A 22,815-nucleotide genomic window follows, 5' to 3' on the forward strand; every position below is an offset into this window, starting at 1 on the left:
CGCAGCGATTCGTTGTCGCCCAAATCCGATTCTTAACAGTTTCGGAATCGTCGACCAGAACGCTCCAATCCGGGTAAGAAGCTTTGGATTGACGATCTTAAAAATCAATATCTTGATCTCTGAAATATAGGAAATCAATATATTGATATACGTCCGAAACGATCCATAGTGAAGCCATCGGGCGGCCCCAATAAAGTCTAATTTGAAACGTCTAACCGTACTCAAGTGACCTGCGGTTGTTTTGGGTTGTAAGTTTCGGGCGGTTTGCCCGGTTGTTTTACCGCAAAAATGTGTAGAACGGGCGGATTGAAATGAGCCACAACCAGGCAGTCGGTGCATCGCACGACGAACCACATATCGAAGGATTGGAACCCGGCGCAAAGCTGTTGCGCGGACAGTACGAAATCCTTCGCTTTCTCAGCAATGGTGGGTTTGGCATTACCTACCTTGCGCGGGATAGCCTTGAGCGGGATGTGGTGATCAAGGAATGTTTCCCGGGCGCCCTGTGCCGTCGCAATGGCGATCTGGTTGAACCAAATGATCCCGCCCTCAAAGAAGACTTGCGCGCCATTATCGACCTGTTCATTCAGGAAGCACGCAACCATGCCCGCCTGGTACATCCCAACATTGTCGATGTGCATCAGGTCTTCGAAGACAACGATACAGCCTACATCGCCATGGACCTGATCCGTGGATGCGATCTGCTGGACTATATGGAAAACCCCGACACAGAAAGCGGCCCGGACTTCATCGTCCAGGTAACCGAAAAGATGTTGTCGGCGGTGTCGTTCATTCACCAAAGCGGTATGCTGCACCGGGATATCTCGCCCGACAACATTCTGATTGATGAAAACGGCGATCCCGTCCTGATCGACTTTGGCGCGGCCCGCGAGCAAGCAGCAAACAAATCCGCAGCCTTGTTGACCCTGCGGGTAATCAAAGACGGGTATTCCCCCCATGAGTTCTATGTGCGTGGGGCGGAACAGGACCCGAGCAGTGACCTCTATGTACTGGCAGCCACGCTTTATCACGCGATCAGCGGAGAGCGCCCGGTTGATGGCCAGTCCCGCCTAAATGCGTTCAACAACGGCCAGGACGATCCGTATGAACCGCTGACCGGCCGCTTCGAAGGCTACCCTGATGGCTTCCTTGAAGCGATCGACAAGGCGATGGAGGTTCACGCTACGGATCGACTGCAAACTGCCCTGGACTGGCTGCGGATGTTCCGTGGCCCAGGTGTGATGTTCGATACGTTTGCTTACCGCCCCATCTCGGTCATCGTGGGCATGGATCGCAAGGACAAAGAAGAAGAGAAAGAGCGGATCAAGGCTGAGACCGAGAATGCCGAAGCCGTCGTCACCGCACTGCTGGCGGGGAATTCGGATATCGCGCTTGGCAATGACGACAAAAAAGAAGACGAACTGGCCAAGTTTACCGCAAAGGAAGACGGGCCGATCGCGGTCGACACCGTCGTTCAAAGCGGGTCGGGCGGAAATGGCAAACTACTGGTGGGCGTGGCTGTCGTAGCCTTGGCCATTGCCGCAGGTGGCTACTTCGTTATGTCCGGCGGCGATAAAGCGCCCGAAACAACCGCAACGGCGTCAGTGGCAGAGCCAGCAGTGACCGCAGCTGCTGCACCGGAAACCGCCGCTACACCTGCAACAGAAGACACTTCAGAGGCGCCTGTCGAGCAGGCAACCTCCGTTCCTGCGGAACCGGCTGCCACAGAAGCAGCCGCCGCAGAACCGACCACAGATGCTGCAAAAGAAAATGCAGCCGCAGTTGACACAACCAACACAGAACTAGCAGCCGCCGAAGCCGACACAGCACCCGAAGTTGCAGCCCCTGCCGAGCTGGCGGATCCTGGTGAACTTGTTCAGGATCAGGTCGCCTTCGCGCATTGGGATGTCGACATCCCCTTCACCGTCTCGCGCCGCCGTGCGGTTACCGGCGACACATTTGCCGTGACCGCCGTGAACTCGGGTCAAGACATGTCAGTTATTGGCGACTGGATTCAACGCGGCGCGACGATGTTCACGCTGAACGGTGATCAAATCCGCTCTGACGCATCATTTGCTGGGCAGGTTCTGGACGGCTTCAAGGTTGACCCAGACGGATACATCCGCGTTGCGGCGCGGTACCGCGTGCGGGGTGAGACCCGTGTTCAGAACGGTTTGATGGCGCTGCCCGCAATCCGTGCGGTCGGGCTGCAGAACGGCTATGAATTCACAGTGCGCAGCGATGGGACCGACGGATGGCAAACCGTTGTTTCCAGCGTGCCTGGACAGGCTGCGGGCGATCTTCGTGATGGGGATGTGTTGCTGAGTGAAACACAAACCGGAACAAGCCTGAACACCGCCGAAAGCCTGGACGAAACACTGGCTGCACTTGTGTCCGAGAACAAAACCGAAGCGCGGTTTTCCGTTCTGCGCGGCGGGGCCGAAACAGCTGCGACGATGCCGCTTGCACAGGAGTGATCAGACCGGTTCGCAAAAATTCTGCCAGCGTTGTGTTTGCTGAGAATGGCCCAGTCTCGGGCCGAACTGACGGGGACCGGACCGTCGCAGAGAGTTAAGAGTTCTTGTGGTCTTCCAAATGATAAGTGCCGCTGCGCCTATAGCGCAGAGGTAAGTTCCAGCCCCAACGCACGTAGTTCGCGTGCCGTTCAAATGAAGGTGTCGACGCCATGTTCAAATACAAAAGCCCTCTGAGCCGGCTTCTAGAAGGCGCGGGCAAAACAGAAGAAGAAAACGCTACCGAAAGCGTGGCACCTGCCGAGGAAACTGCAGAACCCATCGCCGATTTCAACGCCCTGCGCGAAGCGCTGGCTGGTGGCAATGCGACATCCGAAACCTATGAGGAATCGGATGAGTTGATGCCCGAAGAAAAGATGCCGGACTTCGCAGAAGAGGCCACGGTTGAAGCGCCCGAAGTCGAGGCCGAAGAACCTGTCGAGCAGCCGGTTCAAGAAATTCAAGCGGCCGAGGTAAAGATCGATGAACCAGCACCTGCCGAAGATGATCAGGTTGTAACACTGCGCCTTGGCGCCGAAAACGCTGTTGATGTCATCGGCGAGGCGCCCGAAGCACCCAGTGCACAGGTAGCAGATCCAGCCCCGGCAGCGCCGATCGAAGACGCAGCGCCAGCAGCAGAGATCGCAGAAGAGGTTGCAGAACCTGCACCGACACCTGCGGCAGCGCCTGCCACGGATCGCCGGTCGCGCGTAAAAACAACCTTCCTGGGTTTCGAACGTGCCGATACCCATGTACAGGACGTGATGGAGTCTGCCGAACCCGTCACCAAGACGGAAACCGCGCAGGGAACCTTCCCGGTCGGCTGGCTGGTCGTGACCGGCGGGCCTGGCCGTGGGGCCAGCATAACTCTGACCGAAGGCCTGATGCAGATTGGCCGGAATGACGATCAGGCAATCCAGCTTGATTTCGGCGACACCGGCATCTCTCGCGAAAACCACGCCGTGATCGCCTATGACCCCGAAGATCGCAAATGCTATCTGGGTCATGGTGGTAAGGCAAACCTGGTGCGTCTGAACGGCAAACCCGTTCTCAGCACCATCGCCCTGACCAACGGTGATCTGATCCGTATCAGCGAAACCTCGATCCGGTTCATGGCCTTCTGTGATGACGGTTTCGACTGGAGGGATTCGTAACTGATGTTGGCGACTCCGGCATATGACATTGCCCTGATCCTGAATCAGGGTCAGCGCGACTCGCAGGAAGATGCTGTCGCCGCGCGGACCTTTGACGCCGTCGATGCGGGCTATATTGCGGTCGCCGACGGCATGGGTGGTCACGAAGCGGGCGAGGTCGCCTCGGAGCTGGTGATCAACGCCTGGCGTGATGCGCTGGATGACGAGTTGGATGTTGAAACACTGTCCGAACGCGCGCTTGTTGATGCGCTGCCTCTGGCGGCAATGCAGGCCAATGCATCCATTGCCAGCCACAACGAAGAAAAGGGCCTGGGCTTTAACATGGGCTCAACGCTGCTGGGTGTGCTGCTGCTGGGCCATCGCGTCTATTGGATTTCGATCGGTGACAGCCCGTTCTATCTGTTCCGGGACGGCGCGCTGTCGCAAATGAACGAAGACCATTCGATGGCGCCTGCGATCGATGCACAGGTTGCACAAGGGAAACTGACCGAAGAACAGGCCCGTGCGCATCCGGATCGCAATCAGCTGACCTCGGTGGTCATGGGCGGCGCGATCCCAAAGGTAGACTGCCCCGAAGATCCGCTGAACCTGACCGCTGCCGATATCGTAGTTCTCGGCAGCGATGGGTTGCAAACCCTTACGGACAGCGAAATCCAAGGCGTGCTGTCTGAACATCAGGACGCGTTGGCGCAAGACATCGCCGACGCCTTGCTGCAGGCCGTTCTGGCCAAGGCCAACCCCGATCAGGACAACCTGACAATCGCGGTCGCGAAACCAAACAAATCATAACAGGCAAAGCAACCAGACCATGAGAAAACACCTTATCATATCCAGCCTTGCACTTGCCGCTGCCACCGGCGCGGCCTGGGCGCAGGAGGCGTGTTCGACTTATGAAATTCAACGTGGCGACAGCCTGCGTGAATTGTCCATCCAGGTCTATTCGACCGAAGATTTTCGCGTCATCTATGACGCCAACCGCGACGTTATCGGGACCAACCCCAACATCATCCGCGTTGGTGATGTGCTGACCATGCCATGTCTTGAAGATATCGGTCGTGCATCGGTTCTGGTCGATACCGAAGAAGGGCGTCTGGCGACTGAAATGGCCGCTGAACTGGTAAAAGCAGCCGAAGAACGTGCAGCCAAAGCCATTGCCGATGCCGAAGCACGGGTGGCCGCCGCCGAAGCCGAAGCCCAAAAAGCCAGCGAAGATGCCGTGATCGCCGCAAAGGCTGCAGCTAAGGAAGAGATTGAAGCCGCACGCGCCGAAGGGGCCGCGCTGATCCGTCAGGCACAAACTGGCGAACGGCCCGAGATCCGAGACCGGCAGCTTCTGCTGATCACGGGCGGTGGTTTCATGCCCTTCACCGATGAATCGCTGCCGAACCGCGGGCTGTACACCCACCTGGTGGAAACCGCGATGCTGCGGGCCGCGCCCGAGCAAGGTTACAAAATCCAGTTCGTCAACGACTGGTCCTCGCATCTGGACCTGTTGATGCCGACGCTGGCGTTTGACGGCACGTTCCCATGGTCCCGCCCAAATTGCGAACAGGCAGAAGCTCTGTCTGAAAGTGACCGGAACCGTTGCGAAACCTACAACTTCTCAAACCCGTTCTACGAGGTTGTGGATTCCTTCTTCGCACGCGAAGGCTCTGGCTACGAACAGACGCTGAGCTATGCGGATTTCGCCGGAACAACGATCTGCCGCCCCGAAGGCTGGTCACTGTCGCATATGGATGCCGTCAGCCTTTACGAGCCGGTTATCACCTTGTTGCGCCCGGTCGACCCGGATGATTGTTTTCACGCTGTGATAGAAGGCCGCGCCGATATCGTAGCCATCGAAGCTCATCTGGCGGAAGAGGCTATAGCGCGCCTGGGATACCAACACCGTATCATCGAGAACCCCAACCTGGCGGCGGTAAAGTCGCTTAACGTCATGACCCATAAAGATAACCCTGATGGGGAAGCGATCCTGGAGACGCTAAATCAGGGACTGGCAATCATGCAGCAATCCGGAGAGTGGCGCGATATCGTTTCGACCGCTCTGCGACATCAAATGGAAAATGGATAAGGCCCGGCACGGCCTAAGAAACCTACAAGTCTGGAGGAAGTGGACATGTTTGAATTCAATATTAAGAAAGTGGTGATGTCGGCCACTGCCGTCACTGCGCTAAGTGCTGGTGCAGCCGCCGCGCAGCAGGCCTGTACGAATTATACGGTTGCAGATGGCGACACAATGGCAACCATTGCCATCGCGGCATACGGCACTTCGAACTATCAGCCCATCTTCAACGCAAACCGTAACATCATCAGTAACCCGAACTCGCTTGAGCCTGGCCTGGTATTGGCCCTGCCCTGTGATGATGGTAGCCTGCCCAACGGTCAGTCTGCACAAGAAATCATTGCAGCGGAAGAACAGCGTGCAGCCAATGTTAAGCGTTCGAACGTTTATCAGCCGCCAATCAAACTTGTAACTGGCAACGGCTGGGCACCGTTCGCAGATGAAACGCTGAATGGTGGTGGTGCAATCACCCGCCTTGGAACCACGGCTCTACAACGTGGCGGCAACGCGGTCGATTACTCGGTCAGCTTTGTGGACGATTGGAATTCCCATCTTGAAACGCTGCTACCCCTTGGAGCGTTTGATGTATCAATGGCGTGGAACATGCCCGACTGCACCAACCGTACATATGAGTGGTCTTGGGAAACTGAGGTTCGTTGTACTCAGTTCGACTCATCAGTACCTGTCTATGATATTGTCGTAGGTTTCTACAGCATCCCGGAAAGTGAATACGCCAGCGCAACAACCTTTGATGAGTTGAAAGGCGCAACCATCTGCCGCATGGATGGCTGGTTTATCCACGACCTGGAACAGGAAGGCCTGCGAGATGGGGAAAGCATTTCGCTAATGCAACCGATTACTGCGCGTGAGTGCCTTGATGCAGTTCTGACCGGCACTGCAGATGTTGCAACATTCGAAGTTCAGCTTTTCTCGGACACAATGTCTGAAATGGGTTTGAACCAGAATGACCTTGTCGAAAACTCGTATGTAACGAGCTTGTCGTCACTGCGTTTCATCGCACATCGCAGCAACCCATTCGGCAAAAAGTATCTGACAATGCTGAACAAAGGCCTGAATGAAATGCGTGAATCCGGCGAATGGTATGCGATCGTTTCGGACACGCTTCGCGAACACAATGAAAAACTGATTGCAGCTTCGAACTGACCCTCGGTTCAGCTGACACTATGGGGCCGATCCGATGATCGGCCCCTTTTTATTGAGCGACAAATTGATCCAGCCGCCCAGACAACCCTTCGGGTGGCAGCAACCGGGCGATCTTGCGCAACAATCGCTTGCCACCCAACCGCAGCCACTGATTTTGCCGAAGCACCCAATAGGCGGAAGTTTTCGCCCCCAGCGCAGCCAGTTCCTGCCGCGATACGCGGAACGCCTGGTGGCCTGATATCTCATACGGGTGCAGATAGATATGGGGTGCCAATCCGTTGGTGGTTGCCTGAGCAATCAGATCCTTCGCCACCTTATCTGGTGCAAGTTTCAGATAGGTACCGCCCAGACGTATTTGCGGCCCCCTGCCCTTGTATTGAGAGGAAAACAGCGGCAGCACGCGCAGCTTTGACAGCTGCATCTTCTGCGCAAAGTCCCGACATTGATCGGGCGATCCAAAGAAAGACGAACTGTCATAGTCGAAATGCCGTTCGATCAACCGGTATTGTTCAGGCGTATCCCGGTTCACATGGAACTTCGGAGCACGAAAGCCTTTGACCGGGGCATTTGCGGCTGTTTGCAGATGATCTTTCGCGCGCGCCAGCATGGTATCGACGGTCTGCGCCGACTGTCGGTTCATGCTGTCGTGATAGTGATAATGGCAGGCAATTTCATGCCCCTGCCCCGCGATACGCGCAATCAAATCTGGGGCATGTTCCGCAACCACGCCTGTGCAGAAAAAAGTGGCCTTGCGTCCGCCGGGGCCACCGTTTTCCTGTAAGAATCTTTCAATCAGCTCATAGCTCTGCCACAGGGCGTCTGCGCGCAATGGACCGGTTTCCCAGATACCAAGATCGCGCTTCAGGTCGTGCGCGAAATCCTCGAAATCTATGCTCAGATACACGCGGTCACGCCACTGCTTTGCTGGGGCTTTCCTCTTTCAACGCCTCGCGCAGCACGACGAAATCGCCGATGACCAGCGCATCCACACCCGAAGCCGCGAAGGTCGCGCAGGCATTGAGCGGCGAATAGACAATCGGTTCCTGAATGTTGAACGAGGTATTCAGCAGGACCGGCACACCAGTCTTTTCACCGAACTTCGTCAGCAAGGCGTGATAGATCGGGTTGGCCGTTGGCGAAACCGAATGTACCCGCGCGGTCTGATCCGTGTGGGTGATGGCCGGGATGTCTTTTGCCCGGTCGTCACGTACACGGGCCACGATGTTCATGTAAGGGCTGGTTTGGTCGATCTCGAAAAAGTCCGCGGCAGCCTCTTCCGCAACGCTGGGTGCGAAGGGGCGGAAATGCTCACGCTTCTTGATCTTAGCGTTGATGTCGTCGCGAATGCTGTCTTTGCGCGGATCAGCCAGGAAAGACCTTGTGCCCAAAGCCCGTGGTCCGAATTCGGCCCGACCCTGGAACCAGGCGATGATCTTGCCATCTGCCAACAGGTCCGAGACCTTTTCGAGCAGCTCATCCTGTGGCAGCGCGATTTGAGGCTGCGCGCAATAGTCGTTCAGCGCCATGGTGATCGACGCCTCATCCCATTCGGCCCCCAGATAGGGGTTGCGCACCGAGGCCATGTCGATCTGATCATGCGGAATACAGGCCAGCGCCGCCCCAACAGCACAACCGGCATCATGTGGTGCGGGCGGGATGATGATCTCATCAAACGTGCCGTTCGAAATCAACGTGCCATTGGCCGTAACATTCAGCGCGCAGCCGCCGGAGATAACCAGTTTGCGCAGGTCAGGATTGGCTTTACGGACCGGCTCCAGCACGTGGTGCAACGCGTCCTCAAACGCAGCCTGAACAGACGCGGCCAGGTCGATATGGCGTTCATTCGGTACTGTACCAGGCTCACGCGCTTTACCGAACAGCTCTTCCAAACGGGGGTGGAAGACACCGCGCAGCGCCGAGTGATAGTCGCACAACGTGGTGTTAACCCGGTAGCCGCCATTGTCTTCCAGCAGCAGGATCTCTTTCAGGATCGCATCGCGGTAGATCGGTTTGCCATAGGGGGCCAGCCCCATCATCTTGTATTCGCCTTCCAGCATCTTGAAGCCCAGGAAACCGGTGAAAGCGGAATAGAAGTGACCCAAAGAATTTGGCCAGCGGTGATCGGCAATCTGCTCACGCTTGCCATTGCGCATCGTGGTCACGATGGTCGAGCTTTCTTCGCCGCCACCGTCGTAAGACAGCGATACAAAACTGTCCCAATCGCGCATGGCCTCGGCATACAGTTGGTGGGTCAGGTGGTGATTGATGTAATGCAATTTGAAATCGCAAGGCCCATGTTCCGAGGTCAGAATCTTGCGGATTTTGAAAAGGTCCATCCAGCCGCTGTCCTGCGGCGTTTCTCCACCACTGCTTGACGAGAACAACGCGCCGATTCGCGCGGTCACGCCTTTGGCGGCTGATGGGCTTTGCAAAATCTTGCGGACCGTGCCCATACCTCGCCCGGCCATGCGCCAAGGCTGCCAATACACGGCGACCTCATCAATATCCGCGAATTTCAGAGCGCCGATCCGAAGCACTTCCGAGATTGCATGATGGGGAAAAGCACCGTCATTCTTGACCCGAGTCAAACGCTCTTCTTCAACTGCGGCAACCAGTTTTCCGTCCAGAAACAACGCCGCTGCGCTGTTGTTCATCGTTGCCAAACCCAAAATTACTGACATAACCTAAAACACCCTTGGCCAAATAAACTGCCGTTAACGCGCACACCGTAACGGCCTTCGCGTTCGCTGTGCAAGGATGTAGATCACACAAGCGTGGTAGAAAATACGTAAGTCTGCGGAAACTGGCTGAACGGCCTGAAAATCAAGGCATTTGTTTAAGGTTAAGTGCAATACACCGCAAATATGCCTTTGAGCGAACTGGTTTTGAACTGCGAACAATCGGTTCATTTTACCGAATCCGTTTACGATTTTATCCTGCACTCGGCCAAACAAGGCGCTGTCGGAAAAGAGTGTTTACAAGACCCCTGTTCGGTCTGATAGGTTGCAGCCGTTGAGTTTGGCATTTGGTTTGGTTTTTGATTTTCAGGTTAGCGTATGTTCCCAATCCGCCAATGTTCCAACCCGTTCGATTTCGCGGGATTATGGAAAGAGCGTAGCAAGAACAAAGTGTTATGACGGGCACCGCCCCGAAAACTGCCTTTTGAAGGCGGCGCATCCTGATGAACAAGACACCAACCCGATTTACGAGGTACAAGGGATGAAGATTCTGTCGTTCAAATCTGGCCATGATGGAACAGTGGCGGGAATCGATTGTACGAGCAAAAGTCTTTTGTTCTCGTATGAGGCCGAAAAGAACAGCTTTCCCCGCTACACGCCGGTCACTCCTGACACGTTCATTGATGCCGGGCTTTGGTTCAAGGATCTGCCCGAGGTTCTGGCACTCAGCGGCTGGTCCAGCAGCGGGATGGATCATGTCACCACCTCGGGTGCGGGGTATTTCGGCATCGGCCAGGGCTCGGAAAGCGTGGGCAAACGCACCTTCTTTGGTAAAACAGTCGACTACTACTCTTCGACCCACGAACGGGCACATATCTGGTGCAGCTACGCGCTGTCGCCCTTTGCGCAGGGCGAGCCCTGCTACGTGCTGTTGTGGGAAGGCGCCTTGGGCGATTTCTATGAAATCGACCGCGATCTGAACATTCATCACCGAGGCCAAGTGATGACCGCACCGGGCAGCCGATTCGCGTTTCTTTATGCTCTGGCCGATCCCGAGTTTCCCATTTCGGGCGGCGAGATGCGCCCGTCGGACCCAGGTCGCCTGATGGCCGCCTGCGCCTTCGGCGAGGCTGGTCCGGTAGATGAAGATGAACAATCGTTTATCGATCAGATCCTGTCGGTTGATCTGGCGACGCACCCCTTGCGCAAAAGCTCGTTCGTAAACTCCCCGTTCTTCAATATCGGCACCGACAGTCAGAGGCTCAAGAATCTGGCGACCAAACTGTCAGATGCCATATTCTCGCGCTTTCACCATTTCGCCGAGGAGAACCTGAAAGAGGGTTTGCCGCTATTGATCGCCGGCGGCTGCGGCCTGAATGGGAATTGGAACGCACAATGGGAAAACAGCGGCCTGTTCCGAGAGGTATTTGTACCGCCGACCACGGGAGATTCGGGTTGCGCAATTGGCACGGCGGTCGATGCAATGCGACACTATACGGGGCAAGCCAAACTGGAATGGTCTGTCTATTCTGGTCAGTCTTTCTCTGACGACAAGGTTGAGTTGGAGGGGCTGAAGGCCTCGGAACTGAACCTCAAGACCGTCGCGCAAGCGCTTTACGACGGTAAGATCATTGGATGGACGCGAGGCAATTGCGAAATCGGACCGCGCGCGTTGGGCAATCGGTCGATCCTGGCGGCTCCGTTCAAGGCGGAGACGCGCGCCAGGCTGAACCGGATCAAGGGACGCGCAGAAAACAGCCCCGTTGCCCCGTCTTGTTTGGAAGAGGACACGGCGCTGCATTTCGCGATGAAGGGCCCATCGCCCTACATGCTTAGCTTTCATCAGGTGACTGACCCGAAACTGGCAGCGGTGACCCATGTGGATGGCTCGGCCCGCGTGCAGACCGTTCGGCGCGACCAGAACGCGTTTTTCTATGACCTGCTGGCCGAATTTAAATCGATCTCGGGCACCGGAGTTCTGTGCAATACTTCACTGAACTTTCGAAATTCGGGGTTTATCAACACCTCCAGCGATCTTGCGCATTATGCGCGGCAGGTCGGGCTGGATGGTTTTGTAGCAGGAAACACGTTTTACGAGGTTGTCGACGGTTGAAAGTATCTATGTTCGGGCACCCGGACAAACAGTTCAATTCCGAGTAATGTGATGAAGAGTAATGAGTTTGTGTTCAGCACGTATCAAGGGAGGCCGGCAATGAGAACGGCCGATACTATTCACGTAGAAAAACCAGATATCATGTGGTGCGCGGTGATTGTGCTGCTGGCCGTGGTTTTGTTCTTTGCCGCAACACCGTGGGGTATTGGGGTCCGTCCGGATTCGGCCTCTTACCTTGGGTTTCCATTCTATTTTCAGGGGCATTCGCCAGGATATATCTGGGTGATCGACATCGTCGAAAGTCTTGGGATGGGTCCATTGACAGCAGCCACCGTGGTCAACCTTTCTTTCCTTTGTCTGAACGCCCTGATGACATTTACACTGGCGCGCGGGCTGGGGGCATCCCGGCTGATCGCCGGTTTTGCGGCGCTTTTGATCGTAACGTCTCCCTTGGTGTTTGAACTACATGTAACCGTCCTGTCCGAAGGGATGTTCATCTTTCTGATGCTGCTGACACTGGCGCTGCTGAGCGTCTATGCTGGCACGGGTGCTGTGCGGTTTCTAATCCTGGCCGGGCTTGTGTCGGTTCTCGTGTTCCTGACGCGATTCAACGGCGCGCCTATCTGGGTTGTTGGGGTTTTGACAGCTCTCTTCCTGGGACCGCAGGGTGTAAAACCCCGACTACTGCATGCAGGAGCCTTTCTGGCCGCGGTGATCGCCCCGCTGATGTTGTGGTCGTATCTTGAGGCCGCCGCCGGAGGATCGGGGCTTGGACGGGAATTTGCGTTTCTGGGCAACGCGACATGGGCCATTCTGATACAGGGCGCAAACTCGATCTGGGTGTCGTTCTTCCCAAATGTGGTGCCCGATATCCTGAAGATCGCTGTCAGCCTGGTTCTGATCGGTCTGCTGATCTGGATCGTCTGGTACGAAACCATAACTCGTGTTGTCACACGCGCGCCGGATGCGGATCACCGATGTGCGGCGTTTCCACTATTGGCGACTGTCTATATCTTCGGCCATTTCGCGCTGCTGCTTTTGTCGATCCTGATCGAGCCAAATCTACCGTTGAAACCCTCGTATTTTGCGCCAGTCTATGTGCTGCTGATCATCATGGGAGCCCACTACTGCGCATGTTTTGTGGTAGGCGACGGCCTACAACGCTGGACCGGGCTGGCTCTGATAGGGCTCGGTGCATTGGTTCTGATCTCAAATATAGCCAGAACCGGAAACCTGATTACCGAGTTCCGGGAAGAGGGCATCTTTTTCGCAGGACCGAAATGGTATCAATCGCCGCTGGCGGCTGAGATTAGCAAACTGGACCCCGAGACATTTGTGTATTCCAACGCGCCAGACGTGGTTCATCTGGTCACCGGGTACAAAACCACCTGGTTGCCGATGAAATTCAACCGACGCACGGGGTTCGAAATCCCCGAACGCCCCTACGCCAAAACGCTGGGTGAAATGCGGGAAGGTTTGGCAAATGGAACGGCCGTTGTTGCCTATTTCGATGATGTGACGTGGCGGTTCTACCTGCCCACACAGGACGATTTGACGCAAGAACTGAACCTGACCGAGGTCATCCGTACAACAGATGGAACTCTTTTGAACACGTTGGGCAATTAACGACGTGCCGACGGGCCTGCGCTGCGGTTACACTTCCTCAACTGAACTAAGCTGAGGGGCGCGTCATGCTTATGACGAAAGCCGAAAATGAAGTTGGCACCAACGAAGCGCTCTGGCCGCGGGGGCTTGAGATTGCGGTGATCCTGCCCTGCTATAACGAGGCGGTCGCCATTGGTGAAACCATCGCGCAATTTCGGGCGGCCCTTCCGGACGCGACGATCTATGTTTTTGACAATAACTCGACCGACAACACCACGCAGGTCGCACGTGAGGCGGGCGCCGTGGTTCGCACCGAAAATCTGCAGGGCAAAGGCAATGTCGTCCGTCGGATGTTCGCGGATGTCGAGGCCGATGTCTATGTGATGGCCGATGGGGATGCGACCTATGACAGCGCCGCCGCGCCACAGCTTGTTCAGCTGTTGGTATCGCAGAACCTGGATATGGTGAACGGTGCGCGCGTGAACAAAGAGACTGAGGCGTATAGGCGGGGCCACAAGTTCGGCAACGCGCTGTTCACCGGCTTGGTCAAGTTCTTCTTCAGCGACAAGATCAACGATTTGCTGTCAGGCTATCGTGTATTCAGCCGTCGCTTTGTCAAAAGCTTTCCCGCTTTGTCGAACGGATTTGAGATCGAAACAGAACTGACGGTCCATGCGATGCAGATGCGTATGCCCATTGGCGAAGTTCAGACGAGCTATTTCTCGCGCCTGCCGGAATCAACCTCGAAGCTTTCGACCTTCAAGGATGGTTGGCGCATTCTCAAGATGATCAGCCTGTTGATCAAAGAAGAAAAGCCGATGGTCTTTTTCATGTCACTGGCTCTGATCTTCTTTCTGCCGTCGTTGTCAGTGTTCCTGTCGGTCTTGAACGAGTTCCTGCAAACCGGGATCGTCAGCAGGTTCCCATCTCTGATTGTGGCAGTTGCAGGGTTTGTGGCTGCAATGTTGTCGGTTGTCTGTGCCTTGATCCTGGATTCATTGGCGCGCGGACGGCGCGAGATTCGGCGCCTGTCCTATCTGCAATTCCCCGGTGTCACTCAGACAAAGGCATCCAAAGACTGACTTTGGGCGCGGTGCAGGTTCAGCCCAGAAGCTGGTCGTAGATCTTGCACACGCCGTCGATGTGAATGGCCATCCCGAAATTCTCTCGGGCATAGCGTTGGCCGGCGTCGATGATCCACTCCTTCAGCGCTGTGTCACTGTGCATCCGTTTGACAGGTTCGACAAACGCCTCGGCGTCGAAGGGATCAACGAGAAACCCGTTCTCACCCTCCACAATCGCCTCAACATTGCCGCCGTGCCGCGTGGCCACCACAGGGGTACCCAGATACATGGTTTCGATCAGTGTGCGCCCAAAGGGTTCGTCCAACGCGGTGACCAGATTGGCGTCCATCGCGGCCATGTAGCCGTCAATCGGCTGGCAGAAACCCATGAAATGAATCTGACTGTCCATCCATGCCTCGGATGCCAAGTCTTTACAGGTTTTCTCCAGTTCACCACCCCGTTCACCGACGCTGCCGAACAGCAGGCCGTGCACCGGCACATCGGGCATGGCCTTTTGAATCGCGGCGACCGCTTTGACAAAATGATCAGGGCGTTTGCGCGGAACATAGTTTCCAAAATACCCCAGTAACAGTGTCTCGGGCGGTAGATTCAGTTCGTCCAACACGTCCTGCCGTGCTTGCGCAGGATCGGGTGGGTTGGGGTTAAAATCGAACGGGCTACGGATTACGGTGAATTTCTTGTCCACAGACCGCACCGGCTTTCTAGGCTTTGAGAAATGCGAGACGCTGATGATATGGTCCGACAGGACCGGGGCCAGCTTATTGATCCCAAAGGCAGTTGGGTCCTGGCGGTGGTGCCAGATATGTTTGCGACCCGACAGTTTTGTCGGCAAGGCCCAGTTAGAATGCATGCGGCCTTCGTTCGTATGGACGATATCCGGTTTGATCCGATTCAGAACCGAGATGAACCCCGGAACGCTGGACATCAAATACTTTGCGGGCCCGCAATCCCCGTCATATTTGATCTGCCCCGGCGACATAAGCGCCGGTTGCTTTAACACCTCATAATCCAGGCCCAGTGATTTGGCGTATTCCCCCGCCAGACCATCCTGATAATGAACGATGATATAGGGTTCGTATTTCGATCTGTCCAAGCCCGCGGCCAACTTCATGGCAGAGACATGGCTGCCACCGATGACGGTGTCCCCTTCAAAAGGAAACAGGATTCGTTTGGTCATTTGTTTTCTCGTTAATCTTAAATCACTGATGAATCGGGGTCTTCAAACGTGGTTTCATATTGTGTGGGCGATCCCCTATTGCCGCGCCAGATGAGATCGGATGGCAAAGATGCACCCTGTCGTCCAGACGATGTTGAAAACCACATGGGACAGAGCGACACCCTCGATCCCCAAAACATAAAGCAACGGTATGAACGACAGCGCAAATATGCCGGTCGCCACCATTGTCGTCTGCACCAACGCCCGATCCAGGCCCATGCTCAGCATGGTTGGATTTAACGACAGCCCGCCCAGATAGATCACCGCCGCAAACATCAGGATTGTCATAACAGGAGCAGCGTCCGCAAATTCAGACCCGAACAGCAAGATCGCCAGATCAGACATTTTCCACGCCAGCGGGATCGAAATCACCAAAGACACGCTCAACATTACCAGCGAAACATAGCGCACAAGTTTCCAGAACCTGGTGTACTCCTCCGCGGACCAAAGTCGCGTCATCTCAGGGTACAGGACCTGCCGGATCGGGCCGCCGATACGCACGATATTCGTCATGATACGTTTACCGACTTGATAGAAACCAACCGAGGTGACATCCAGCAGCGCCCCCACGACCAGCACGTCAAGCCGTTGGGTCGATTGCCGCAACACAACGTTGAAATTCGAATTCCACAAAAACCGCAGGAACCGGGGGTTCTGCTTTAGCGCCGTTCTGAGGCTCAGCCCCATGAAGCTTTGAACACCTCGCCGTTTCAGCTCGCGCAGCGCAAGGCAAAAGGCAACAAGACCGGTCAAAACCTGATGCATCAGCATCAGGGCCAAAAACGCCCAAAGCCCCAAATCCAGCAGGAACACGATGATTGTGCCCACAAGGCGCAAACCGGCGACCACCATGTCTGACACAGCCAGCAGGTCGAACCGGTCATGCACTCGCAGCACCGCAATACCAGTGGGCCGCAGCGACAGGAACAATCCCAGGGCAACAAGAACGATATAGGTTGATCCGCCATCTTCGGGCAGGCCGATCAGCGGGGCTACAAACGGGGCCAGCACGATGGCGACTGCACCTGCCAGAATGCCCCCTAAAATGTCTATGACAACAGACAGTTTGATCAGATGCGCAAAGCGGTTGGTGTCTTCCTCGGTCAGCGCGTCGCTGCCGTATTTGATCACGGCCTGCCAAGGTTCCAGCCGACACAAGCGGTCCAGTACTTGCACATAGGCATCAACCAAAGCCAAAATCCCCACCGCAGCAGGGCCCACCGCACGTGCGGTGATGATCAGGGTCGCCAACCCAAATACCGCGATGAGTATCTGGGACAAGAACAGCCAGGACATGTTCTTTGCAAGCCGCCCAATCAAGGATTTGGCATCAAAGCGGGTCATAGTTTTGATGGATGTTCTAACCGGGTTTTGCCCCGGGCACCTGAACATAACATGGTGCAAAACAACCTTGGCACTCGTCTCAGGTCAAATACCTTTCGTCACTCACTAAACTTCAAAATTTGGCGATTCCAAACTGTCACTAGTTCTATCATTTTGTTTTTTGGACTTGTATCCTTTTACGAAAGCGCAGTTTGATATCGAAATCCAGCCCTGTTTTTGGAATCCTGCTTTCCACATGGGGAGTTTACAATAGGGGCCGGGGAATGCAGAGGGGAAAAGTCGCGAAGACTTGCCTTTTTGGTGCGAACGCGTTTGGTTGCGATTTGAGTTTGGGTATTGATTAACACCATATGGAACAAGCAAAAGTTCTCATACACATTGGCTACCACAAGACCGCGACCTCTGCGTTGCAGAAACAGCTGTTTTCGGCAGCTGATGGGCCATTTGCCACCCCGCCGGATGAGCCAAAATATGTCTTGTCGAACAGATTCGTATTGCCGCAGCCTCTGACATTTGATCCGGAAGCGGTTCGTGAACAATACGCTGATTTCCTAGATACTGCGCATGGATCAGGGAAAGTAGCCGTGTTCTCGCATGAGCGGTTTTCGGGCTATCCGGCAACCGGAGGATTCGACAGCCCGATGATCGCCGACCGCCTGAAGAAGACATTTCCGGATGCGCATGTGCTGATCGTCTTCCGCGAACAGCTATCCAGTATCCTTTCCATGTACAGCCAGTATATCACCGATGGTGGGCATAAATCGTTCAAGCGATACATCGCTCAGGTCGAGCCGATGATGCGCCGCGTGCCCATGTTCAGCCCGGAATTCTATCACTACCACCGCCTGTTCAGATATTATCAAACGCTGTTCGGAGAAGACCGCGTGCATGGGCTGACCTATGAACAATTCGTCCGGGATTCGGACGCATTTGTAGCTCAGCTTTGCGGCGGATTGGGTGTTTCTGCCCCGAAACAGCGGTTCGACCGTACCAATACCAAACGGTCACAAAGTTTTCAGGTGCTTCAGCGGGTCGTCAATAGGACGCTCAGCAGAAACCAGCTCAGCGCCGGAGCATTTCTTCCTTTGCCGAACGCATCCCGTAGGTTCGGTAAGCTTAGCAGCCCACTCAGCCGGATTTTTCCAACCGCTCTGGACAATATGATTGAACGGCGCACGGCCAAATATGCTGCTGAACAGTTTGATGGGGCCTTCGCCGAATCCAACTTAGCTTTGCAAGAACTCACAGGCCTGGACCTTGGCCAATACGGGTATCAGATGCCTGATCGCCAGACAAACTGACCCTATTCAGACCCCTGAAAAAGCAAATGACCAGCACCCCAAATGCTGGTCATTTTTTCGAGTGAGTGATAGTGCCCGAAGGCGCCACCGGTAGTTATCTCAGGTTGTACCTAACTTACCAAAGCTTGAGGGCCGCGGATATTAGGGGAATCCCGTAGGTTTGCTGATTTTCGCAAAAATACCGATTATCATGTTGTAAATAATCAACTATTTCAACATTCCGCATGACTTTACGCGCGGGTCAGATATTCACTCGGAAGATGAGTAGAGCTGTTGGTCGGGTCGCAGCAGTCCCATTTTGCGCAGCAGAATGGTGTTGATACGCCGGACATCAAAAACAGCCTCAGCCCGGCTGCGGGAGGCCTGCCCCATCTGCGGAATCAACTCGGGGCTTTTCAGAAATCGTGCCATGGCTTGGCTCAACGATTGCGGATCACGCATCGGAACCACAAAACCGGTCTCAGCTTCGATCACCGGGTCGGCGCATCCAGGCGCGTTTGTCGTTACAACCGCGCGCCCTGTCGACATCGCCTCTAGGATCGTGCGTGGTATTCCTTCGCGATAGGCCGATGGCAGCACAAAGACCGAACAATTGCGCAGGTAAGGTCTGACGTCATCTGTTTCGCCCAGATACTCCACCACACCTTCGCGCTCCCATTGATCGATTTCTGCCTGCCCCACGGAATCCGGGTTGGCATCCATCGGGCCCAGCAACTGGAACCGGGCCTGCGGGTAATCCTGTTTCAAAAGCCGGGCGGCTTCAACGTAGTCGAAAACACCCTTCTCTTTCAGCAAGCGAGAGATCATCAGAAAGACCGGCGGGCCATCTGGTGGATCAGACGGAGCGTATTTATTCAGATTGACACCCGACCCCGGCACAACGCTCAGCCGCGTGCCCTGTCCGACCATACGGCGGTCTTTGAACTCCTGTTCGTCAACCGTGTTATAGACCAACAGTTCATCCACACCCCGCAAAGACAGTCGGTACATATTGGCCGACAGGGCGCGGACGGCACGGCGTTTCAGGCTGGTGTTCTGCGCATTGAACACATAGCCTAGGCCTGTGCACATCGCGTATTTTTGCGGAACCCCAGCCAGGCGCGCGGCCAGACAGCCATAGATGATAGGCTTCATCGTATAGGCAAAAACGGTATCCGGTGCGAAATCGGCAAAGATCTGGCGCAAGCTGCGCAGCGTTTTCAGATCCGCGATCGGGTTCATCCCGGTCCGTGCCAAAGGAAAATGTACGAATTTGACTCCGATCCCGCGCAACGCCTCTTCACTGGGCGCGTGACGTTCCGGTCCGCAGGCGATCACTTCGGCGCGCAATGACAACTCGCGCAGCAGATCATAGCGAAAATTGATCAGGGACGAGGTCAGATTGGCCACAACCGCGATCTTGCGCATCGGAACGTCTTGTTCAGCTGTCATGGTATTCACACTTTGCAACACGGCACACTCCGATCCACCGATGTAAGGATCGGGCTGGTCCTAGTTGATTTGGTGCTAAAATAACTCACCCGGTGAAGCCTTCGCTGTGTCAGTGCGCAGAATGGGCCTTAGGCCACATCGTCAATTGTTTCGTCCCACTCTGCAAGGATGTTGTCGGGGGCCAGCCAGACCCTGCTTTCCAAATCCGCATCGCGCATCTTCTGCAACAGATCGGGCGATGCGGAGAGACGCAGAACGGCCTGCGCCAGACCATCCACATCCTCGGGCGGAACCAGCAAACCGTTTTCTTCGTGTCGAATCAGTTCGCGCGGACCATAGGGACAATCGAACGAAACCAAAGGCAATCCTGTGACAGTGGCTTCGGCCAGAACATTGGGAAAACCTTCGTAACGCGATGAAAAAACCAAAATGTCGGCATTATCCATCCATTCCCCCGGCGCAGCACTGGAACCGGGCATTGAGATGACATCCCCAAGCTGCAGCCTATCCCGCTGCGCCTCCAGCGCTTTGCGCGCGGGACCTTCGCCATAGATGGTCAGCCTTACGCTGGGATTGCCCGCCAGAATTTGCGGCATGGCATCAAGCAGTAAATCAAATCCTTTTTGGTGATCCAGACGCCCCACCGCAACAAGATTAGACGATCCCGAGCCCAGATGTTCACGCGCACCGGTGGGCAATGCGCACGGGTTTGCGATAATCCGCGCCTTACGCTGTATCGCGCGCGGCAAATCCTCGCTGGCGCGCTGTGTCTGCATCACAACCGTCCGGGCCCGCCGTGCAAGCAGGTTCTGAGCGTGACGCCAGACCGGATTGGCGGTCTGCGCGCGCGGGTTGTTTCGTTCGGATATGATCACCGGGGTCGCACGATCCAGCGTCGCAATCAAGGTCAGCACGTTGATCTTGGTCAGGAAGCTGACGATGACATCTGGGGCAACCTGCTGGATCACTGATCGGATGTGGCGCAGCCGATCCAGTTGCCCGCCACCCGCCTGCGCCACGTGAAGCGTAACCTCATCGGGAAACGGGAAATACGACCCACCGGGTGGCATGGTCAGACCAGCCACGTGAACCTTGTCCCCACGCTCGGCACGATGCGCGGCCAAAATCGATACGATCTTCTCCGCTCCGCCCGCGCCAAATCCACCCTGAATGATAAGGATCTTCACGCGGTGTTATCCTGACATCTTCTTGCGCGGTTCTTCAGTCTCGCGCAGGGGCTGTGTCAGAGGCTGTTCGCTGGGTCCCGGTCTGTTGAGTTCATGTTCGATAATAGGGCGATTCAGGTCTTTGGATTGCAGGAAGATACGACCGATGTATTCCCCCAAAATACCCAGGAACATGGCGTTCAATGTCATCGACAACAGCAGCAAGATGGTGGTGGTCGCAAAACCAGCTGGCCATTCGGCACCAAAAACCAGCTTGGCAATCAGATAACCTACCATCAGCAGGAACATCGACAGACCGACCGTCAGGCTTATCATCGACGCCAGCCGTAGGGGCAACAACGAGTGGTTGATCAACCCGTCAACAGCCAAAGACAGCATCGCGCGGAACGGAAACTTGGATTCACCGGCGGTACGCGCCACTCGGTCATATTCAAATCCAACCTGGTTGAAACCCATACCGCTGATCAGACCCCGGACATAGGGTGAGCGGTCATCGACCCGGCGCAGCTCCTCCAGAATTCGGCGGTCGGTCAGACGGAACTCCCCGGCATTGCGTGGCAGATCATCATCGCTGATCATGTCTATCAACGCATAAAAGGCGCGCCGGGCCCAGGCCACCAACGGCCCATCCGGCAGGCTGCGGCGAATGCCATAAACCACGTGATTGCCTTGACGCCAAAGATCCAGCATCTGTGGAATCAACTCGGGCGGATCCTGCATGTCACAGTCCAGCTGCACCGCACACGCTCCGTTGGCCGAGCGATAGGCCGTCAGGACCGACGCCTGATACCCCATGTTTCGCGCAAACCGAATGACGCGAACGCGCGAGTCCTCTTTGGCGATCTCGGACAGCAGCTCGAATGTGCGGTCTTCCGAATGATTGTCGGTAAAGATGATCTCGGGCTCATACCCGTCGAGCCCTTCGAACACTTGAACGACCCGGTCATAGGCCATCCGCACGTTGTCTTCTTCGTTGTAAGCCGGGATAAGGATGGAAACGAGTGTCATGAGACGGATCCTGTCAGTGTCGCATCTGCTGAGCGCATAGCCCATTCGACCGTCTGTTTCAGCCCGTCTTCCACATTGGTTTCGGGCGCCCAGTCATAGCTGGATTGCATCAGGCCGGGATGGTTGATCAAATCGATCGGCGCCCCAGCGGGAGAGCCAAACTGCAGCAAATCCTCAGGTGCGTTCGAAAAACGCTGCACTATCTTGGCCACATCCCGCACCTTTGTCGCCACGCCGGTGCTGATATTCACGACCGGGCCGGCGGCCTTTGGGTCAGACCCCAGCATCAACAACCCACGCACGGCGTCAGATACATAAAGCAAATCGCGCGCATCATCTGGGCGGCCGATCTGGGCGGGTTTGTTGGTCAGCAAGCTTTCAACCAAGTAAGGCACCAATTGCTGCCCGGTTTGACCGGGACCATAAGTCAGCGACAAGCGCGCCGTCACCGCTGGAAATGGCAGGCGGGGCTGCAACATCGCAAGATACTTTGTGCCAGTCAGCATCGAGGTGCCATAGCTGTCACGCGGCTTTTCACACTGCGTTTCGAGATAGGGAACCGGGTTGTCCCCATATTCCGCAATGGTGCCCAAACGCACAAATGCACCGGGGGGTGTTTCACACTCTGCCGCAGCACTCAGAACTGACAGAATGCTGTCGACATTTTCATTTAGGCTATCGGGCGCATCACTCAGATCCGGACTATTCGGAATGCGGGTATTTGCAGCCGCGTGAAACACCAGATCAGGCTGGGCCTCGTGAAACGCGCGCGCGACTGCGGCAGTGTCGGTCAACGCTACCCGAGCCAAATGGATATTCGCAGCCACATCAGCCAACCGATCAATGCCTGATCCCGGGCGGACCAATGCGGTCACCTCATCCCCACGAGCAACGCAGGCCCGCACCAGATGCGAACCGATAAAGCCGTTTGCGCCGGTGATGAGCACACGCATC

General features: G+C 55.7%; 17 protein-coding genes. 9 read left to right on the forward strand and 8 right to left on the reverse strand.

Features of this window, described 5'->3' with window-relative positions; genetic code table 11:
* The first annotated feature begins 311 nt into the window (after positions 1-311).
* The 5 genes from AC2FGE_RS05260 to AC2FGE_RS05280 all read left to right on the forward strand — a co-directional run bounded on the left by AC2FGE_RS05260 (position 312) and on the right by AC2FGE_RS05280 (position 6,893).
* Positions 312-2,477 carry a serine/threonine-protein kinase gene (locus AC2FGE_RS05260; protein ID WP_496818148.1) on the forward strand — a complete coding sequence of 722 codons (2,166 nt, stop codon included), beginning with the start codon at positions 312-314 and terminating at the stop codon, positions 2,475-2,477.
* A gap of 209 nt (positions 2,478-2,686) precedes the next feature.
* The gene (locus tag AC2FGE_RS05265) at positions 2,687-3,667 is read left to right on the forward strand and encodes an FHA domain-containing protein (protein WP_496818149.1); all 981 of its coding nucleotides are present in this window, start codon (positions 2,687-2,689) and stop codon (positions 3,665-3,667) included.
* Positions 3,668-3,670: 3 nt separating this feature from the next.
* Positions 3,671-4,456 (forward strand): PP2C family protein-serine/threonine phosphatase, encoded by a 786-nt coding sequence (locus AC2FGE_RS05270; protein ID WP_496818150.1) that lies wholly within the window; start codon positions 3,671-3,673, stop codon positions 4,454-4,456.
* A gap of 19 nt (positions 4,457-4,475) precedes the next feature.
* Positions 4,476-5,738 carry a substrate-binding periplasmic protein gene (locus tag AC2FGE_RS05275; RefSeq protein WP_496818151.1) on the forward strand — a complete coding sequence of 421 codons (1,263 nt, stop codon included), beginning with the start codon at positions 4,476-4,478 and terminating at the stop codon, positions 5,736-5,738.
* Between the two features lie 45 nt (positions 5,739-5,783).
* Positions 5,784-6,893, forward strand: a complete 1,110-nt coding sequence (locus AC2FGE_RS05280) for a peptidoglycan-binding protein LysM (RefSeq protein WP_496818152.1) — start codon at positions 5,784-5,786, stop codon at positions 6,891-6,893.
* A 49-nt stretch (positions 6,894-6,942) separates the two neighbouring features.
* Here the strand turns inward: AC2FGE_RS05280 and AC2FGE_RS05285 are convergent, their stop codons facing one another.
* Positions 6,943-7,797: a polysaccharide deacetylase family protein gene (locus tag AC2FGE_RS05285; RefSeq protein WP_496818154.1), complete on the reverse strand. Its 855-nt coding sequence runs from the start codon at positions 7,795-7,797 to the stop codon at positions 6,943-6,945.
* A gap of 4 nt (positions 7,798-7,801) precedes the next feature.
* Complete coding sequence (locus tag AC2FGE_RS05290) at positions 7,802-9,574, reverse strand: carbamoyltransferase family protein (RefSeq protein ID WP_496818155.1); 1,773 nt, start codon at positions 9,572-9,574, stop codon at positions 7,802-7,804.
* Between the two features lie 538 nt (positions 9,575-10,112).
* Here AC2FGE_RS05290 and AC2FGE_RS05295 point away from each other — a divergent pair.
* From AC2FGE_RS05295 to AC2FGE_RS05305, 3 genes are all read left to right on the forward strand, one after another.
* The gene (locus tag AC2FGE_RS05295; RefSeq protein WP_496818156.1) at positions 10,113-11,684 is read left to right on the forward strand and encodes a carbamoyltransferase C-terminal domain-containing protein; all 1,572 of its coding nucleotides are present in this window, start codon (positions 10,113-10,115) and stop codon (positions 11,682-11,684) included.
* 99 nt (positions 11,685-11,783) lie between these two features.
* Positions 11,784-13,310 (forward strand): glycosyltransferase family protein, encoded by a 1,527-nt coding sequence (locus AC2FGE_RS05300; protein ID WP_496818157.1) that lies wholly within the window; start codon positions 11,784-11,786, stop codon positions 13,308-13,310.
* 65 nt (positions 13,311-13,375) lie between these two features.
* Positions 13,376-14,371, forward strand: coding sequence for a glycosyltransferase family 2 protein (locus AC2FGE_RS05305; RefSeq protein WP_496818159.1), 996 nt, complete (start codon positions 13,376-13,378; stop codon positions 14,369-14,371).
* Between the two features lie 19 nt (positions 14,372-14,390).
* On the opposite strand, the gene AC2FGE_RS05310 is transcribed toward AC2FGE_RS05305, so the two are convergent.
* Both AC2FGE_RS05310 and AC2FGE_RS05315 read right to left on the reverse strand, forming a co-directional pair.
* Positions 14,391-15,551, reverse strand: a complete 1,161-nt coding sequence (locus AC2FGE_RS05310) for a glycosyltransferase family 4 protein (protein ID WP_496818160.1) — start codon at positions 15,549-15,551, stop codon at positions 14,391-14,393.
* 75 nt (positions 15,552-15,626) lie between these two features.
* A complete protein-coding gene (locus AC2FGE_RS05315; RefSeq protein ID WP_496818161.1) occupies positions 15,627-16,886 on the reverse strand; it encodes a lipopolysaccharide biosynthesis protein in 1,260 nt (419 codons plus the stop codon).
* A gap of 398 nt (positions 16,887-17,284) precedes the next feature.
* Here AC2FGE_RS05315 and AC2FGE_RS05320 point away from each other — a divergent pair, with 398 nt between their 5' ends.
* A complete protein-coding gene (locus AC2FGE_RS05320; protein WP_496818162.1) occupies positions 17,285-18,235 on the forward strand; it encodes a sulfotransferase in 951 nt (316 codons plus the stop codon).
* 249 nt (positions 18,236-18,484) lie between these two features.
* Here AC2FGE_RS05320 and AC2FGE_RS05325 read toward each other — a convergent pair whose 3' ends face one another.
* The 4 genes from AC2FGE_RS05325 to AC2FGE_RS05340 form a co-directional block, all read right to left on the reverse strand.
* Positions 18,485-19,666, reverse strand: coding sequence for a glycosyltransferase family 4 protein (locus AC2FGE_RS05325; RefSeq protein ID WP_496818163.1), 1,182 nt, complete (start codon positions 19,664-19,666; stop codon positions 18,485-18,487).
* 128 nt (positions 19,667-19,794) lie between these two features.
* Positions 19,795-20,853, reverse strand: a complete 1,059-nt coding sequence (locus AC2FGE_RS05330) for a glycosyltransferase family 4 protein (protein ID WP_496818164.1) — start codon at positions 20,851-20,853, stop codon at positions 19,795-19,797.
* 6 nt (positions 20,854-20,859) lie between these two features.
* Positions 20,860-21,861 (reverse strand): glycosyltransferase family 2 protein, encoded by a 1,002-nt coding sequence (locus AC2FGE_RS05335; protein ID WP_496818165.1) that lies wholly within the window; start codon positions 21,859-21,861, stop codon positions 20,860-20,862.
* Complete coding sequence (locus AC2FGE_RS05340) at positions 21,858-22,814, reverse strand: NAD-dependent epimerase/dehydratase family protein (RefSeq protein WP_496818166.1); 957 nt, start codon at positions 22,812-22,814, stop codon at positions 21,858-21,860. The genes AC2FGE_RS05335 and AC2FGE_RS05340 overlap by 4 nt, the downstream gene beginning before the upstream one ends.
* Between the last annotated feature and the right edge of the window lies 1 nt (position 22,815).

The sequence above is a fragment of the Ruegeria sp. YTSA075 genome (genome assembly GCF_059610245.1).